The following is a 16,552-nucleotide window of genomic DNA, read 5'->3' on the forward strand; positions in this document are numbered from 1 at the left end:
TTGGACCATGTTTGGGCACTACGCGTACCCCGGTTTCGATGTCGAGGATTTCGACGCCACAGTGACCCAACTGCAGCTCGCCACCGGCTGGCACAAGGGGTTTGTCAAAAACGCTATCCTCGGCCACGCCGCACTGCAGGACCTCCCCCGCCTGCGCGAGCTGCAGCAGGAAACACGCCTGATGGACGTGGGGCACCTGACCGCGGTCTACACCGCGATTGAGGAGCTCGGGGAGGATGTGGACGAGGAAGCACTCATGCTTATCGACGGCATCCTGGTAAACACGTTCACCCCCACCCGCCACGACCAGGCTGTTCCCCAGCGTAAAACCGTCACAGACCGCATCCGTGCCGCGATCAAGCGCATGGACAAAGGCCGCGCCTACGACAAGCGCAAACGAGAAAAGCGCGAGCAGGACAACTCAGAGAAGTTCGGCGTCCACGAGTACCGCGATCGCGCCATCGTGCAGCTGGACACCAACTCACTGGACGGCCGGAGGATCCAAGCCAACGTCGCCGAAGTTGCGCGCGAACTCGGCATCAGCACCTCCGACGCTGCCATCAAGCTGCTCTCCGGAGAAGCCATCGGCATCGAGATCACGCCGGTGCTGAACATCTACGCCCCGAAGAACCGCGCGATCAGCGGCCCAGTCTACCTCCCCGGCAGCGGTTGGACGACGCCGGAGGCCACCTCCGCGTTCGAAGACTGGTTGGCAAAAACGTTCCCCGTCACGCGCGATCTGGAGAAAGAGGGCGAAAAGGTGCTGCAGGGCTACGGCCCCGGCGAGGGCATGCGCCACGCCGTGTACGCCCGCAATCGCACCTGCATCTACCCGGAGTGCAACCGTCCCGCCGAGCAGTGCCAGCTGGACCACCGCATCCCCTACGAGGAGGGCGGCCGCACCGAGGTGGACAACCTGTTCCCCCTGTGCCAGCACCACCACAACATGAAGACCGACCGCCGGATTTTCTACATCCCCGACCCCTACTCCGGCGACATCATCTGGCTATTCGCCGACGGCACCTATGTCGTCACCGCCGAAGAAGGCCTGTTGCGCGACCAGATCACACCGTTTAACCCGCGGTGGCAGTCCAGCATGTCCGCCGTTCGCAAGAACCGGGCCAAGGCAGCGGAGTTCTTCGCCAAAGGCCACAAAATCCTGGACACCTTCGACCAGGACTTGGACCTCGAACAGGCCACCGCCGCGATCGAGGACCTGGAGCAGGAATACGGCATGAAGTTCGGGTTCACCCCAGAGATGCCGTACGTGGAACCCTTGCCCGAAGAACCGGTTGACGCCCCATTCCCCGACCCGGAGGAGGACCACTAACGCAGGTAGAACTTGTCCACCACCTCGTACTTCGGGCCGCCACTTCGGCCCTTGCCCAGGTGCGACTCCAGCAGCAGCACTTCATCGGCGGCGAACTCGGGGCCGGTGTAGATGGCGAGGGCGTGGGCGTGGTCGTCGAGAAGCCATGGGTCCCTTGTGCGAGTGCCTGTCCGCGCGACGGTGAGGTGCGCGCGCTGGCGGCGGCGCATGTCCGGGTCAAGCTGGCAGTCCGCCATCAGGTCTTTCAGCGGTGCCTTGTCGCCGCCGACGCCGATCCACATGGTGCGCCGATCAAAACACCCGGCTCCTCGGAGGTGCAACCTCAGGGGCCGGGTGAAGGCGGTGGCTTGGGCCAGGTGGTCGGTGACCGCGGCGGCGTCGTTGGGCTGTGACCCGTAGAAGGCGACCGTGATGTGCCAGTTGTCGGGGTCGGCCCAGCGCACTTCTGTGCCCGAGAAGTCGCGGATGGGCCGCAGGGCGGTGATGAGGTGTTCGCGAACATCGGCCGGAGGGACGATCGCTGCGAAGAGGCGTCTCATGGCCCACACGCTACCCTTAATTGCCATGTTTGACCTCGCGAAAATCGGACGGGATTTGCCCGTGTCGCGCGTCATCGACCAGTTGCCGGACAAAGGCCCGCTGGTGGTGGAGGCGCCGCCCGGCACGGGCAAGACCACGCTGGTGCCGCCGGCGATCGCGAACAAGGTGGGGAAAACGCTGGTCACGGCCCCCAGGAGGGTGGCGGTGCGGGCGGCGGCACACAGGCTCGCGCAGCTGAGCGACAGCGCCAAGGTCGGCTACAGCATCCGCGGCGAGCACAAGGACGGCGAGCTGGTCGAATTTGTCACGCCGGGCGTGCTGCTGAACCGCCTGCTCAAGGACCCCGGCCTCGAGGGCGTCAACGCGGTGGTCATCGACGAGGTGCATGAGCGCCAGCTGGACACGGACCTGGTGCTGGCGATGTGCATGGAGGTCGCCCTGTTGCGCGATGACCTGTACCTCGCCGCCATGTCTGCCACCCTCGACGCCAAAAAGCTCGCCGACCACATGGGCGCGCAGATCCTCTCCACGGAGGCGGTGACGCACCCGCTGGACATCCAGTACGCCCCGCACGCGGAAAGGATTCAGGGGACGAGGGAGTTTTATCGTCACGTCGCGGCCCAGACCGACAGCGAGCACCGGACGCTCGTGTTCGTGCCCGGGGTGCGCGAGGTGGACCTGGTGTGCGGGTTCCTGGATGACGCGAAGCCGCTCCACGGCCGCCAGACCAGCAAGGAGCAGGACGAAGCCTTGAGGGGCGACAACCGGGTGGTGGTGGCGACGTCGGTGGCGGAGTCGTCGATAACTGTGCCGGGTGTGCGCAAGGTGGTGGACGCCGGGCTGTCCAGGGTGCCCAAGCGCGACAACAGGGGCATGACGGGCCTGGTCACGGTCTCGGAGGCGAAGACCAGCGCCGACCAGCGGGCGGGCCGCGCGGGCCGCGAGGGCCCCGGCGAGGTGGTGCGCGTCTTCTCCCGCGACGAATACGCGAAAATGCAGCCGGACATCACCCCGGAAATCCTCACCGCGGACCTCACCAGCGCGCTGCTGACCATGAAGGCGTGGGGGTCGCCGGACTTACCGCTTATCGACGAACCAAAGGACCTCACCGAAGCCGAAACCAACCTCGAGCAGCTCGGGGCGACACGAAACGGCACAATCACGGACTTCGGCAAGAAACTGGCGAGCCTGCCCCTGGACCCAAGACTCGGCGCGGCGCTTTTGGAGTGGGGAGCCCAAGCGGCGCCGACCGTGGCACGACTTGCGGGAGAGACGCACGCAAAAAGGCTGCGCAGACTGGTGCCGGACAAGGGACCGGTGGACCCGGGCGAGGTGATCGCGAGTGCTTTCCCGCAGTGGATAGCCAAGAAAGTGGGCGAGGAATACCAGCTGGCGTCCGGCACAAGGGCGAAGTTCAACTCGAACGCCGAGTGGATCGCCGCCGCGGAGGTGCAAAGGACGAACAGTGGCGCGATTATTCGGGAGGCGGAGCCGATCGCGTTCCCGGAGCACCGCGTGGTGGAGGAAACAAGAGCCTACCTGGAGGACGGCAAGGTCAGGGGCCGGAAGGTGGCCAGGATCGGCGCGATCGAGCTCAGCTCCACGCCGGTGAAGCTCACGCCGGACGAGGCGGCGGAGGCGCTGACGGACGTGGATTTCGCCAGCTTCCCGCTGACCAAGGAGGAGCAGCACCTAAAAGAGCGGCTGGACTTCCTGCACGAGACTCTGGGTTGGCCGGATGTCAGCCAGGGCGATTATTCGCCGGAGGTGCGTGGGGTGGCCGAAGGTGCGTCGATAGGCAGTTGCGACATGAGGCAGGCGATGCTGCGCCAACTGGATTGGCAGCAGGTGGCGGAGCTGGATGCGGCGGCGCCGAAGGAGTACCAGTACGACAGTGGCAGGCCGGTGAAGCGCGTGAAGCTGCAGCACATGTTCGGCCAAAGGGGGCAGACGGTCTCGGGCGTGAAGGTGTTGTACCACCTGCTCTCCCCCGCCGGGCGCCCGCTCGCGGTGACGGACGACCTGGATAGCTTCTGGGAAGGGCCGTACCAGCAGGTGCGCAAGGAGATGCGGGGCCGCTACCCCAAGCACGCGTGGCCGGAGGACCCTACTGGCACTGGGAAATGATGGCGCCGGCACCGGCGAGACCCGCGGCGGCGAGAATGGCGGCGATGCCCATGTCCACGTCCCTGGAGTTGAGGTCGCGGAGCTTCACGTCTAACTGGAACGGAATGCCGTCCACCTGCAGCTGCAGGTGGTTCTGGCGCGCCACGAACGGGATGCTCATCTGGGACGCGAACCCGAGCGGCAGCAGCACCAGCAGCGGCAGGCCGACGCCGAGGGCGGTGGCGGAGCAGCGGTGGGAGACCTCCGGGGCGTACTGGACAAACGCGTCGATGACGGCGCCTTCCTGGGATGCCTCATCCTCGGTCTCAGTTCCCACGGTGACGTGGACGGGGAAGACCTGGGTGGTCTCGTCCGAAAACGTCGCGGTCACCGGCCACTCGTACACACCGGGGGTGATGTTCTCCCCCGGTTCGAGGCGGATGGTGCCGTCTGGTGTGATCATCGCCCAGCTAGGCATGGAGTCCGCCTCGTACCACGCCGCGCCGCGCGGCAGCGGGGGTTCGACGGTGGCGGTCAGCCCCGGAACCACGGTGGTGGGCTCGTACCCATCCTCGGCCTGAGCTGGGGAAACGGACGCGCAGGCGAGCGCGATGGCGCTCGTGAGTGCAATAAGTTTGGTGCGCATTTCTACGGTTCCCTCAGTTGTAGATGTTTATATGGCTTTGAATAATGGATGATTGTAGTAGACAACTCCTGATGTAGTGTTACTCGCCATGTCAAAGCGCACTGTCTCCGTGTGGACCTTGGTCTCACTCATTATCGGATCCACCATCGGGTCCGGCATTTTCGCGCTGCCCCAAAACATCGGATCTGTGGCCAGCCCGGGCGCCATGCTCACCGGCTGGGCCATCGCGGGCGTGGGAATGCTCTCCGTCGCCTTCGTCTTCCAAATCCTGGCGGTGAGGAAACCGCATCTTGATTCCGGCGTCTACTCCTACGTCCGGGCGGGGCTGGGCGACTTCATCGGGTTTACCTCCGGCATGGGCTACTGGCTCGGCTCGGTGATGGCCCAGGTGGGGTACGCCACACTGTTCTTCAACACCCTCGGCTACTACTTCCCGGCCTTTTCCAACCGCTGGGTGCTGGCTATCTCAGTGAGTGCGCTGAGCTGGCTGATCTTCTTCGGCCTGACGCGGGGCCTGAGGCAGGCGGCGGTGATGAACGCGGTCACGACCGTGGCAAAACTGCTGCCCATCCTGGCGTTCATTGTGCTGGTGGCGTTCCTCGGCTTCTCCTGGGACCGCTTCACCATGGACTTCTGGGGCTCCAACCTGCCGTTTGCGGACCAGCTCAAAGGCATCATGCTCTACACCGTCTGGGTGTTCATCGGCATCGAGGGCGCCTCGGTGTACTCGAAGCAGGCGCGCGTGCGTAGCGACGTGGGCAAGGCCACGATCATCGGCTTCCTTTCTGTTTTGGGCCTGCTGGTGGCGGTGTCCACCCTGTCCTACGGCGTGCTCAGTCAGGAGGAGCTGGCGGCGCTGCCGGACAACTCCATGGGCGCGGTGCTGGAGCAGGTTGTGGGCCCGTGGGGCGGCGTGCTGATCTCCGTCGGCCTGTGCCTGTCTGTTTTGGGCGCGTACGTCTCGTGGCAGATGCTGTGCGCCGAGCCGATCGTGCTGATGGCGCAGGACGGGCTGCTGCCGCACTCCATGGGCAGCCACAACGAAAACGGTTCCCCAGTGCGCGCGCAGCTTCTATCGACGCTGGCGATCCAGTTCTTCGTGGTGGTGTTCTTCCTCTCCTCCGCGTCCTACAACGCCATGGTGCAGCTGGCCACCATCATGTACCTGCTGCCCTACATCTTCTCCTCCATCTACCTGGTGCTGCTGGCAATCAGGGGCAAGGGCCTGACCCACCCGCACGCCGGCACGCGTTTCGACGACTCCGGGCCCGAAGTTTCCCGCCGCGACAACCGCAAGCACCTCTTCGTGGGCCTGATCGGCTCCGTGTACTCGCTGTGGCTGATCTACGCCGCGGACCCGGTGTACGTGCTGCTCGGCGCCCTTGCCGTGGTGCCGGGCCTGGTGCCCTACATCTGGACGCGCCGCAAGCACGGCGACAAGCTCTTCAACGCCTTCGAGTGGGTCGTGGTGACGGTGGTGCTGGTCGCGGCGGTGATTGCCATCTACGGCCTGGTCAACGGGTCGCTAACTTTGGAGTAACTCCCAGCCCAACTTCGCACATAGCGTGACGACGAGCCCAAGGAGTGCCACGCGCACCAGCGTCGACCCACCCTTGAGCACCGTCCGCGCACCCAACTGCGCACCCACGACGTTGGCGACTGCGAGCGCGAGCGCGAGCTTCCAGTTGATGAAGCCGCCGAGCCCGAACACGAACAGTGCGCCTAAATTCGTGGCGGTGTTGACCACCTTCGCCATCGCCGCCGAACGCACGAACCCCTGGGTGAACACGGCGGTGAACGCCATGATGAGGAACATGCCGGTGCCGGGGCCGAACACGCCGTCATAGCCGCCGATGACGGCGACAACAAGCGCGGCGAGGGCGAGGCGCTTGCCGGAAAACACCCCGGCGCCTTCCTGCCCAAACTTCGGGTTCAGCGCCACGAAGATGCCCACCCCGACGAGCAGGATGAGGATGATGGGGGTGGCCACGGAGTCGTCGATAAGCGAGACCGCCCTGGCGCCTAGCGCTGCCGCGACCCCCGCGATGAACGCGTAGACCCACGTGATGCGCGGCACCCCGACGCGGCGCACGAGGGTGGCGGCGGCGGACGCGGTGCCCGAAATCGCCGCGACCTTGTTCGTCGCCAGCACGGACGCCGCTGGCATCGCCGTGGCCGACATCAGCACCGGGATGAGCACGAGCCCGCCGCCGCCGATCACCGCGTCGATCCAGCCGGCGAACGCGGACGCGGCGAGGAGGAAAACGATCACGGGACTACTATGCCCCACATGAACCGTTGGCTTGTCGCTGCACCTCTCTCGGTGGCGCTCGGGCTGCTGTTTTCTTTTCTGGGGGTTCCGGCGGCGTGGATCCTGGCCGGGATTCTGGGGGCCGGGTCGGTGGCGCTGGTGACGGAGGAAGACCTGCCCGTCAATGAGCACCTGTTCACCTTCGCCCGTGGCACCGTCGGCGTGTTTGCGGCGCTGCCGCTGGTGGGGATGAACCCGCTGCCCTACCTACTGCCGGGCGTGGTGGCGGGCGCGGTGGTGATCGGCATGGGGTTTGTTGGTGGCCTAATTCTGGCCAACCACGGCGTTTCACGGGAAACGGGCGTGCTGTCGCTGTTGCCCGGCGGGGCGTCGCTGATGCCTGCGATCGCGCGCGACGTGGGCGCGGACATCCGCTACGTCAGCCTCAGCCAGTACCTGCGGCTGCTCATCGTGTCGTTGACGTTGCCGCTGGTGGCGTCGCAGTTTACTTCAGTGACCCGCACTGAGTTGGATCCCTACTGGTGGATGTGGCTGCTGGTCCCGGCGCTGATTGTCGCCGGGGTGTTCGCGGGCAAGCTGTTGAAGTTCCCCAACCCCTCAGTGTTTGGCCCGATGGCGTTGACGGTGCTGGTGGGCGTGCTGGTTGACGTGACCATCGTGCCGCCGCGGCTGCTGTCCATCGTGGGCTTTTTGGCTATCGGGTGGATGTGCGGCGGCGGGCTGAACGTGCCCGCGCTGCGCCGGTTCTCCCGTCTGCTGCCCGCCACCCTGGCGTACATCGCCGGGCTGATGCTCGCGTGCGCCGGCATGGGGTGGCTCATGGCCAAATGGCTGGGCTTGAGCTTCTACGAGGGCTACCTCGCCACCAGCCCCGGCGCGCTGGAGACCGTGCTGGTGCTGGCGACCAGCCCGGCCGTGGTGGCGCTGCAGGTGATCCGGCTGATCATGGTGATCCTGTTCGCCGGGTGGCTGCCCAAGATCCTTAGTGGTGGAGCACCTCGTTCGTGAGCATGTCCATCGGCATGGAGCCGAGCTTGAGCGCCTTGACGTGGAACTCGTGCTCGCTCATTCCCTGGGCGAGCGCCTGGCGGCGCAGGTCCACCCAGTCCTTGTAGCCCAGGGCGTACGACGGCGCCTGGCCCGGCCAGCCCATGTAGCGGTCCAGCTCGAAGGCGAGGTTCGCCTCCGGCATGGCGGTGTTGTCGCGCAGGAAGGCCTTTGCGTACTGGGCGTCCCAGGTGCCGGTGCCCTCCGGGGTGGTCTTGCCTAGGTGGACGCCGATGTCCACCATCACGCGGGCGAGGCGGAGACGCCTGGAGTCGAGCAGGCCCATGCGGTAGCCGGGGTCCTCGAAGAAGCCGTGGTCCTCCATGAGGTGCTCGGCGTAGAGCGCCCAGCCCTCGCCGTGGGCGGAGTTCCAGCACACTGAGCGGCGCCACAGGTTCAGCTCGCTGCGGTTGAGCAGGGCATAGCCGTGCTGCAGGTGGTGGCCGGGGATGCCCTCGTGGAAGACGGTGGACAGCTCCTGCCAGGTGTGGAACGTCTCTTGGCCCTCCGGCACGGACCACCACATGGTGCCGGGGCGGATCATGTCGTCGCTGGGCGGGGTGTAGAAGATGCCGCCGGAGCCGGCGCGGTCGATGTCGCACTCCACTTTGTGCAGGCCGTCCGGCACGTGGAAGGCGTTGGCGGCCTTGTCGTTGATGCCGGACATCCACTCGATCAGCGCGTCGGTGCCGTGGAGGATGTAGCGCTCGTCCTGGTTCAGGTTGCGGTAGGCGCCTGCCACGGAGACGTCGCCGTAGAGCTCGTGCGCGATGGCGCGCTGCTCCTCAACGGTCGTGGCCAGTTCCTCCTGCGCCCACTCGTAGCTGGCGTCCAAGTCCACCTCGCGGCCGTGGAAGAACTCCGCGAACAGCTGGTAGCGCTCGCGGCCCACGCCGTCGTTGTGAGAGGCCTGCGGCGACAGCTCGGTGGACAGCCAGTCCGCCATCTGCAAAAACGCCTCCTTGGCGTGCCCCACCACGTGCGAATCGGGCGACAGCCCCAGGTGGTCCAGCTGGGATTCGGTGTCGCCCAACAGCTCGCACTGGTTGATCACCGCGTCGATCTGGCGGTGGGAGGCAACATCGCCTGTCGACGCCGCCTCGCTCAGCGACTCCCGGTAGCCCGCCAACGCACTCGGGATGCGGGACATGCGCGAGGCGATGTTGTCGAAGTCCTCTTCGGTCACCTTCGGCATCAGGGCGAAGGAATCGCGGATGGTCTGCACCGGCGAATCGATGTTGTTCAGCCGGCACAACAGCTCGCCGCGGTGGTGGAACTCCAACTCCGCGCTCATGCGGTCGCGCAGGATGGCGGCGGTGAGGTTGTCCACGTCGTCGAAGTCGTCCTCGTCGTCGGAGGCGTCGGTGGAGTCGTTGAGCGCGTCCACGTCAGCGACCAGGTCGCGCATCCTGTCCGCCAGGCGCCCCCAGTAGTCCGGGGAGAAATCCTGCAGCTCCCCGTCGTGGCCGTCAATGCCGATTTGGGTGGCCAGAGTGGGGCTGATCTCCGCGAGGTCGTAGACGAAATCCTCACAGGTGGCGTCCAGCAGGGACGGCTCGCGCCAGCGTTCGATGGTCATGCCGAGCGATTGTATCCGACCTGGCCAAATGGACAATTCTATCAAGGGCCAGGTAAATATATTCATATGATCTTCTCGCGTCCACGCACACCGGCAGCCAAGTGTCTGCACCTGATACGGCTGCAAGAAATGACGTCGAGAAGCGATCTTGTGAAGGCAACCGGGCTGTCCCAACCCACCGTCACCCGCGCCATTTCCGCGCTGGTGGACGCCGGCTACGTCACAGAGCGCAACGACCTGACGCAGTCCAAGGGGCGCGGGCGGCCCACCATCCCGCTGGAGCTGGCGGACATGCCCGGCGTGCACGCGGGCGTGGCGGTGGGCACCGAATCCACCTACGTGGCCCTGTTCGACCTGAAGGGCCGCACGCTACTGTGCCGCGACATGGACATCACCGTGAAAAAGGTCAGCGAGGACGACTTCATTCAGTCCATGATGGCGGAGCTGAACCAGATGACCACCAAGCTGGAGCGCCCCATCCGCACCGTGGGTGTGACCACCTCCGGCACGGTGCGCGACCGCGGCAAAGTCTTCGCGCCGAACCTGGGCTGGGACGGCGTGGACATCGGCGACCAGCTGCGCGAGCAGTTCTCGGTACCGGTGGAGGTCTCCTCCATCTCCAGCGCGATCGTGGGCTCGGAGATGCAGTCCACCGCCTCGCTGAACAACCCGTCGGTGATGGCGCTGTTTGCCGACGACTCCATCGCCTGCGCCATCTCCCACCCGGACGGGGTGGAGCCGATCGAGGTGGAGCAGGGCGAGCTGACCACCCAGGGCCTGATCAACGCCATCGGCGTGGAGAATATCCGCACGCTCAAGGACGCGGTGACCGATTCGCGTGAGGACACCCGCTACGCGCTGGACCGCCGCGCCCGCGGCTTGGGTTCGCTGGTGGCGGGGCTGTGCAGCAACTACTCCCCAGCCACGGTGGTGGTGGCGGGCAGCGCGTTCATCGACGATCCGCTGGCCTCCGCCCCGTTCGCCCGCACCGTGCGCTCGGAGGCGAACTGCAGCCCGGAGCTGCGCCTGATCCCCACCCACCGCGAGGTGGTGCGCGACATCGCCCGCGCCGTGGCCCTGGACCACGTGCTGCGCGAGCCTCTCCAGGTGGCGGGGTCGTAGATGAAGCGCGCCGCTTGGGCTTGTGTGCTGCTCCTGGCCGGTTGCGCCGCCCAGGAGGAGGCCGAGCCGTTGCACACCGAGGTGACCACCCAGCCCGCGCCCGACCCCTTCGAGGGTCTGGACGAGGCGGTGGCCGCCATCGAGGAGGAAACGGGCACTGAGGTGGGCGTCGCGCTTTTCGACGGCTCCGAGATGACGCAATCCGGCTCCCTCTACGCGCTGCCGGCCTGGTCCACCATCAAGATCCCCATCGCCCGCGCGGCGGTGGAGCACTGCGACTACGGCGCGGACTACGTCGACGAGCTGACCGAAGCCTCCATCGAGTGGTCCGACAACGACTCCGCCCGCGCCCTGTGGGACTGCATGGGCAGCGACGAAAAGGCCGGGGAAATGGTCCGCGAGGAGATTGCCAAGTCCGGCTCCCAGGTGAAGGTGGAAGGAGCCTTCGGCACCACGAGCTGGTCCTTCCCCGGGCAGGCGCGCTACGCCTACTACTTAAGCCAGCAGGACGAGGACGACCCGGTGATCATGGAGATGCACCACATCGCCGAAGACCAGTCCTACGGGCTAGGCACGCTGGAGACCGTGCCGTTCAAGGGCGGCTGGTCCGACGACGAAACCGACGGCTCATGGCACACCCGCCAGTTCGGCTGGTTCGACGGCTACGGGGTGGCCATCGGAGCGCGCAGCGAGGACGGCAGCTACGACGACACCATGGACGCCTTAGACAAGGTCGCGGAGCTGCTGAAGCTGCGGCTCGACGAACTTGTACAGGGTCTGCAGCACTGACAGCACCGTCAGCACGGTGGCGATGATGCCGAGGATCTCCTTGGGCGAGGAGGACGAGCCGGCACCGCCGAGGATGAGCTTCTTCGGGGTGGTGCTGGGCTTTTCCCTGCCGTTGGCCGGGCGGTGCAGGACGGTGTTCTGCTCGCCCTCGATAGCCTCGTTGCCGGCGCCGACGCCGCAGGTGGAGGTCACGCTGGCCTCACCCTCAGCGGTGACCACGCTGGCGAACCCGTAGTAGCGCATGCGCGGGTCCAGCAGGTTGTGCAGGTGACCGTTGCTGTTGTTGAAGTGGCCGTTCGCGCGGATGAGGGCGTTGACCTCGCCGTAGCCCCAGTCCTGCATCGCCTTGTCCATGCTGGCGACGGAGTGCAGGTTCTCCCCCGGCGCGGCCTTGCCCTTGTACGTGGCGGTGTCGTTGTCGCCGCAGTTGCCGTAGCAGGTGGAGTTGTACGGGCGCTCGTGGCGGAAGAACTTCGCAGCCTCGGCGCCGCGCTGCAGCGCGATGCGGGACAGGCCCGCGTCGTACTTGGCTGCGCCCACATAGGCATCGCGGGTAGTCAGGCCGTGCTTGGCGGCGGCCTGGCGCAAGGTGGTGCCGTTGAACGGCACGTTGCGGTCCCACATGTCCCCGCGCAGCTTGCGCAGCTCGCGCATCGCGATTTGTTGGTCGGAGGTGAGGTTGAACTTCGCCTCCACGGCGATGACCTGGTCGGCGGGCTGGTTCAGCTCTACCCCGGTGACGGGTGCCGGGTCAGCGGCGGCGAACGGGGCGAGGGTCAGAGCTGTGGCGGCCGCGGTCGTCGCGGCGAGTAAACGGGTACGCATAACCTGAGCGTAGCGTGTACCAGAGCATAAAGCCGACTGGGACCAGGGTGAACAGCAGCTCCGGGACGTGGAACAAACCGAACGAGATGTTCACCGACGCGAACGGCACCAGAAACAGCGCGAGCACGATCGCGCCCCAGCGGTTGTAGACGTATGCCAGCATCGGCAGGACCCACACCCAGTGGTGGTACCAGGAAAACGGGCTGACCAGGCAGGCCGTCATGCCGATGAAGGAGGCGGCGAGTGGGGCGGGAGCTCGTCGAGAAGCTAAAAGCGCAAGGGCGGTGACCAGGGCGCAGAGGATAAGCCAGAGCCACAGCTCGTCGTGGCCGGCGCGGGCGAGGACCTGGCGAATGGACTGCGCGCCCGGGTTGTCATCGGCGCCGATGCGGGTGGTGGTGAAAATGGCGTCGTTCCAGAAGCTTTTCGCGTCTGTGACCTCGGAAAATCCGGTGGCGACGGTGCACAGGAACGTGAACGCGGCGATGAACACCGCGCCCCAGCGGCGCTGCTGGATGAGCAGGAGGACGAAGAACGCCGGCGTGAGCTTGATGCCCGCGGCGAGCCCGATGCCGATCCCGGGGAGTTTGTGGCGCGGCAGGAAATCCAGGCACACCAGCCCCATGAGTAGCAGGTTGATCTGGCCGAAAAACAGCGTGCCCTGCACCGGCGAAAGCCACAGCACGAACACGGCGGTGAGCAGGAGGGCATCTTTGCTTGTGGACGCCCGCACCACGAGCAGGACCACCAGCACGGAGAGTAGCTTCCACACCACCCCGAGGGTTTCACTTTCCGTCAGCCACGAAAACACCACGCCGGCGAACGGCGGGTAGGTAAACGGCAGGCCGGGAAGCAGGTCGGCGTCGTAGAGCGGCTGGTGTGTGGCGACCTTCTCGCCGCCCAGGAGGTAGACCTTGAGGTCGCTGGGGAAGGCGGTGGTGAACGCGTTGGGCAGCCCGGTGTCGATGTAGCGCCAGATTGCAAACGCCAGCAGGAGAAGAAGGCCGATCACAGGTCGAGCCCGTCCAGGATCTCGTCGAGCGCATCGGCGACTTGTGCGCGCCAGAGCGTGTCCACTTTGGCGTCGGCGCGGCCCGGCCCGCCGTTGATCACGGCGGTGGGTTTGCCCTGCTTGCGCGCGTCGAGGATGAACTTGTAGCCGCTCATCACCGCCAGCGAGGTGCCGATCGCGATCACGCTCTCCGATTCCTTCAGCCAGGCATCTGCAGTTTGTCTGCGTTTTTTCGGCACCCCCTCGCCGAAGTACACCACATGCGGTTTGAGCCGGTGGCCGCCGCATGTTGGGCAGGCGATCATGCGGAAACGGGCGACGTCGTCGGGTTTGAGCTCCACGTCGCCGTCCGGGTTCAACATTGAGCCCTGCACTTCCACGGAGTCGAAGTAGGTGGGGTTGGCGGCGGTGAGGAGCGCGTCGATAAGCGAACGCTCATGCAGCGTTTTGCAGTCGAGGCAGACGACGTGCTCCATGTCGCCGTGCAGCGCGATGACGTTGTCGGAGCCGGCCTGGGTGTGCAGCCCGTCGACGTTTTGCGTGATGATGCCGCGGATCAGGCCCGCCCGTTCCAGCTCGACCAGCGCGAAGTGCGCGCGGTTGGGCTGCGCCTGGCGCATGTAGCGCATGCCCACGAACGCGCGGGCCCAGTAGCGGTGCACCTGTCTCGGCGAGTGCGCGAACTCCTGGAACGTCATCGGGCGGCCCTTGGTCGGGCGGCCGTTCTTGCTGCGGTAGTCCGGGATGCCGGAGTCCGTGGAGATGCCCGCGCCGGTAATGATGAGCGTTTTCGGGTTTCCTAGTTGCTCGAGGATTTTCTCTTTTGCGTTTTGCGTGGGCGGGGCGGTTTCGGTGACGACCCGCTCGATGGAGCGCACGGCGGAGCGGTGCGCCATGGCGATTGCGGGGTCGTCGAAGTGGGGTTCCATTAAACCGGAAGTGTATCCCCTAGCGCCACAACAGACCGTGTTGTCTATATATCCGGTTTGCGTTTTCGGGCCGAAGGAGTAGTTTATCCACGTCTTTACTACACAAGTGAACAATTCTGTCTAGAAGGAGCCGCTCATGCCTAAGTGGGCAACAAGCTTCGGCGCACAGGTCATCTACGGCCTGATCATCGGCCTCATCCTCGGCTTCATCGCCGTGGACGTTCAACCCCTGGCCGACACCCTGGACTGGGTGGGATCCACCTACGTCAAACTGCTCAAACTGCTGATCCCGCCGCTGGTGTTCACCGCGGTGGTCACCTCGATTGCCAACCTGCGCCAGGTCACCAACGCCGCGCGCCTGGCCGTGCAGACCCTAGTGTGGTTCGCCATCACCGCGTTCTTCTCCGTGGTCATCGGCATCCTCGTCGGCCTGGTGATCAAACCCGGCGCGAACACCTCGGTGGATGCGGCGACGGCGGCGGAGCCTTCGTCGACAGGCTCGTGGATGGGCTTTTTGAACTCCGTGGTGCCCGCCAACATCCTCGGCCTGGGGGTATCCGGCGAGTCAGTGAAGTTCAACGTCCTGCAGATCCTGGTGATCTCCATGCTGCTCGGCATCGCCGCGGTGCGCGTGGGCAAGGCCGCCGAGCCGTTCATCGAGTTCTCCGGCTCCCTGCTCAAGGTGGTCCAGGAGGTGCTGTGGTGGATCATCCGCCTCGCCCCGATCGGCACCGCCGCGCTGATCGGCAACGCGGTGGCGTCGTACGGCTGGGACGCCCTCGGCTCACTGGGCAAGTTCGTGCTGGCCATCTACATCGGACTCGCCTTGGTCATCTTCGTCCTCTACCCGATTGTGCTGGCCGCGCACCGCATCCCGGTGCTGGAGTTCTTCCGCCGCGTGTGGCCCGTGACCACGCTGGGCTTCGCCACCCGCTCGTCCATGGGCGTGATGCCGGTGACCCAGCGCACCACCGAGGAGGCCATGGGCGTGCCCAGCGAGTACGCGTCCTTCGCCATCCCGCTCGGCGCCACCACCAAGATGGACGGCTGCGCCTCCATCTACCCCGCCATCGCCGCCCTGTTCGTGGCGCAGTTCTACGGCATCAACCTGTCCATCTCGGACTACGTGCTCATCGTCATCGTGTCCGTGCTGGGCTCCGCCGCCACCGCTGGCACCACCGGCGCGACCGTCATGCTCACCCTGACCCTGTCCACCCTGGGCCTGCCGCTCGCCGGCGTGGGCCTGCTGCTGGCGGTGGACCCGATCGTGGACATGGGCCGCACCGCCGTCAACGTCACCGGCCAGTCCGTGGTGGCCACGGTGGTGGCCAAGCGCGAGAAGATCCTCGACGAGTCCCGCTGGTAGGGGGTTGACACACCCCCGCCGGTTTGCGAGTATTGCGCTCATGGGGGATTGGAAAACGGATATTCGCAGCCAGTTGGTGGACGTTCGGGGGGCGGACTCTTCGCAACGCTTAGCGCTCCTCAACAATGAGCTCATTCGCCTATCGACGACCCACGCCCTGAGCCGCACCACATACACAGAGCTACAACGAAACCAACAGCACTGGGCACGGGCCTACTGCGTAGGGTTGTCCGTGCGGCAGGCGGTGATCACCGGACGCGCGTCGGCGTACTTGAACGACATGTGGGTGGCCAATACGCCGCTAGATCGGGTCGCACTGGTCGCCCGGCACGTCCCGCCGCGCTCACAGTGGCCGGATGGGGTGCAGTACGTCAAGGGGCGGCTCGCGGAGCGCGACCTGGTGCGGGGGACGGCGATGTCCACGACTTCCCCGCTACGCACATTCTTCGACGTTGCACGTTTCGACGGCTTCGCCCACGCCCTAGTTGTCGCCGACTGGCTGGTCAAACACGGCGGGTGCACCCCGGACCGGTTGCGAACTCTGGTGGAAATCCAACCGACATTCCCCGGGAAGGTTGCTGCCCGCTTCGCCGCACAGCACGTGTCGACCCGTCCGGATTCCGCGCCCGAGTCGTACGCGCGCGGGCTACTCCTCGCTGCTGGCATTACCAACGTGCAGGTCAACGTGTGGGTGCTGGGCGGGAAGTACCGGGTGGACCTGCTTATCAACGGGTGGCTGGTCATCGAGATCGACGGCTGGATCAAATACGACGGTGAAACGTACGGCAAGACCGACGAGCAGCTCATGAAGGAGAAGCAGCGCCAAAACGAGATCGAAAACGACCAGTTCAAGGTACTCCGCTTCTCACCCCGCTACCTCGAAGAGCACCCGGATAAGTTCATTGCCACCGTGAGGAAATGGCTGGCAAAGGGGTACTAACGGGTCGATATGCCCATGTCGATACCTCTATGTCGATAGTTCCTGGTCA

General features: G+C 65.7%; 15 protein-coding genes. 8 read left to right on the plus strand and 7 right to left on the minus strand.

Features of this window, described 5'->3' with window-relative positions:
* Positions 1-7: 7 nt before the first annotated feature.
* Positions 8-1,330 (plus strand): HNH endonuclease signature motif containing protein, encoded by a 1,323-nt coding sequence (locus MHY23_RS03740; protein ID WP_239306479.1) that lies wholly within the window; start codon positions 8-10, stop codon positions 1,328-1,330.
* Here MHY23_RS03740 and thpR read toward each other — a convergent pair.
* Positions 1,327-1,869, minus strand: coding sequence for an RNA 2',3'-cyclic phosphodiesterase (thpR, locus tag MHY23_RS03745; protein ID WP_239306480.1), 543 nt, complete (start codon positions 1,867-1,869; stop codon positions 1,327-1,329). The genes MHY23_RS03740 and thpR overlap by 4 nt on opposite strands.
* A gap of 25 nt (positions 1,870-1,894) precedes the next feature.
* Here thpR and MHY23_RS03750 point away from each other — a divergent pair, with 25 nt between their 5' ends.
* Positions 1,895-3,997: an ATP-dependent RNA helicase gene (locus MHY23_RS03750; protein ID WP_239306481.1), complete on the plus strand. Its 2,103-nt coding sequence runs from the start codon at positions 1,895-1,897 to the stop codon at positions 3,995-3,997.
* On the opposite strand, the gene MHY23_RS03755 is transcribed toward MHY23_RS03750, so the two are convergent.
* Complete coding sequence (locus tag MHY23_RS03755) at positions 3,978-4,622, minus strand: Rib/alpha-like domain-containing protein (protein WP_239306482.1); 645 nt, start codon at positions 4,620-4,622, stop codon at positions 3,978-3,980. The two genes, MHY23_RS03750 and MHY23_RS03755, sit on opposite strands and share 20 nt — an antisense overlap.
* An 88-nt stretch (positions 4,623-4,710) precedes the next feature.
* On the opposite strand from MHY23_RS03755, the gene MHY23_RS03760 reads away from it, so the two are divergent.
* Positions 4,711-6,162 (plus strand): amino acid permease, encoded by a 1,452-nt coding sequence (locus MHY23_RS03760; protein WP_239306483.1) that lies wholly within the window; start codon positions 4,711-4,713, stop codon positions 6,160-6,162.
* Here MHY23_RS03760 and MHY23_RS03765 read toward each other — a convergent pair.
* A complete protein-coding gene (locus tag MHY23_RS03765) occupies positions 6,148-6,894 on the minus strand; it encodes a TSUP family transporter (protein WP_239306484.1) in 747 nt (248 codons plus the stop codon). The two genes, MHY23_RS03760 and MHY23_RS03765, sit on opposite strands and share 15 nt — an antisense overlap.
* An 18-nt stretch (positions 6,895-6,912) precedes the next feature.
* Between MHY23_RS03765 and MHY23_RS03770 the strand changes: the two genes are divergently transcribed.
* On the plus strand, positions 6,913-7,902 hold the full coding sequence (locus MHY23_RS03770) for an AbrB family transcriptional regulator (RefSeq protein ID WP_239306485.1): 990 nt from the start codon (positions 6,913-6,915) through the stop codon (positions 7,900-7,902).
* Here MHY23_RS03770 and MHY23_RS03775 read toward each other — a convergent pair.
* A complete protein-coding gene (locus MHY23_RS03775; RefSeq protein ID WP_239306486.1) occupies positions 7,877-9,520 on the minus strand; it encodes a DUF885 domain-containing protein in 1,644 nt (547 codons plus the stop codon). The genes MHY23_RS03770 and MHY23_RS03775 overlap by 26 nt on opposite strands.
* Positions 9,521-9,670: 150 nt before the next feature.
* On the opposite strand from MHY23_RS03775, the gene MHY23_RS03780 reads away from it, so the two are divergent.
* Complete coding sequence (locus MHY23_RS03780; RefSeq protein WP_239306487.1) at positions 9,671-10,642, plus strand: ROK family protein; 972 nt, start codon at positions 9,671-9,673, stop codon at positions 10,640-10,642.
* Complete coding sequence (locus MHY23_RS03785; RefSeq protein WP_239306488.1) at positions 10,643-11,431, plus strand: hypothetical protein; 789 nt, start codon at positions 10,643-10,645, stop codon at positions 11,429-11,431.
* Here MHY23_RS03785 and MHY23_RS03790 read toward each other — a convergent pair.
* The 3 genes from MHY23_RS03790 to MHY23_RS03800 are packed head-to-tail and all read right to left on the minus strand — an operon-like array spanning position 11,366 to position 14,197.
* Positions 11,366-12,256: a hypothetical protein gene (locus MHY23_RS03790; protein WP_239306489.1), complete on the minus strand. Its 891-nt coding sequence runs from the start codon at positions 12,254-12,256 to the stop codon at positions 11,366-11,368. The two genes, MHY23_RS03785 and MHY23_RS03790, sit on opposite strands and share 66 nt — an antisense overlap.
* Positions 12,183-13,268, minus strand: a complete 1,086-nt coding sequence (locus MHY23_RS03795) for a glycosyltransferase 87 family protein (RefSeq protein WP_239306490.1) — start codon at positions 13,266-13,268, stop codon at positions 12,183-12,185. Before MHY23_RS03795 ends, MHY23_RS03790 begins: the two co-directional genes overlap by 74 nt.
* Positions 13,265-14,197, minus strand: a complete 933-nt coding sequence (locus MHY23_RS03800) for a Sir2 family NAD-dependent protein deacetylase (RefSeq protein ID WP_239306491.1) — start codon at positions 14,195-14,197, stop codon at positions 13,265-13,267. Before MHY23_RS03800 ends, MHY23_RS03795 begins: the two co-directional genes overlap by 4 nt.
* Before the next feature lie 136 nt (positions 14,198-14,333).
* Between MHY23_RS03800 and MHY23_RS03805 the strand changes: the two genes are divergently transcribed.
* Positions 14,334-15,563, plus strand: coding sequence for a dicarboxylate/amino acid:cation symporter (locus MHY23_RS03805; RefSeq protein WP_239306492.1), 1,230 nt, complete (start codon positions 14,334-14,336; stop codon positions 15,561-15,563).
* A gap of 232 nt (positions 15,564-15,795) precedes the next feature.
* Positions 15,796-16,503: an endonuclease domain-containing protein gene (locus MHY23_RS03810; RefSeq protein WP_239306493.1), complete on the plus strand. Its 708-nt coding sequence runs from the start codon at positions 15,796-15,798 to the stop codon at positions 16,501-16,503.
* Positions 16,504-16,552 lie beyond the last annotated feature (49 nt).

The organism is Corynebacterium sp. ACRQP, assembly GCF_022345915.1.
Lineage (GTDB): Bacteria > Actinomycetota > Actinomycetes > Mycobacteriales > Mycobacteriaceae > Corynebacterium > Corynebacterium lehmanniae.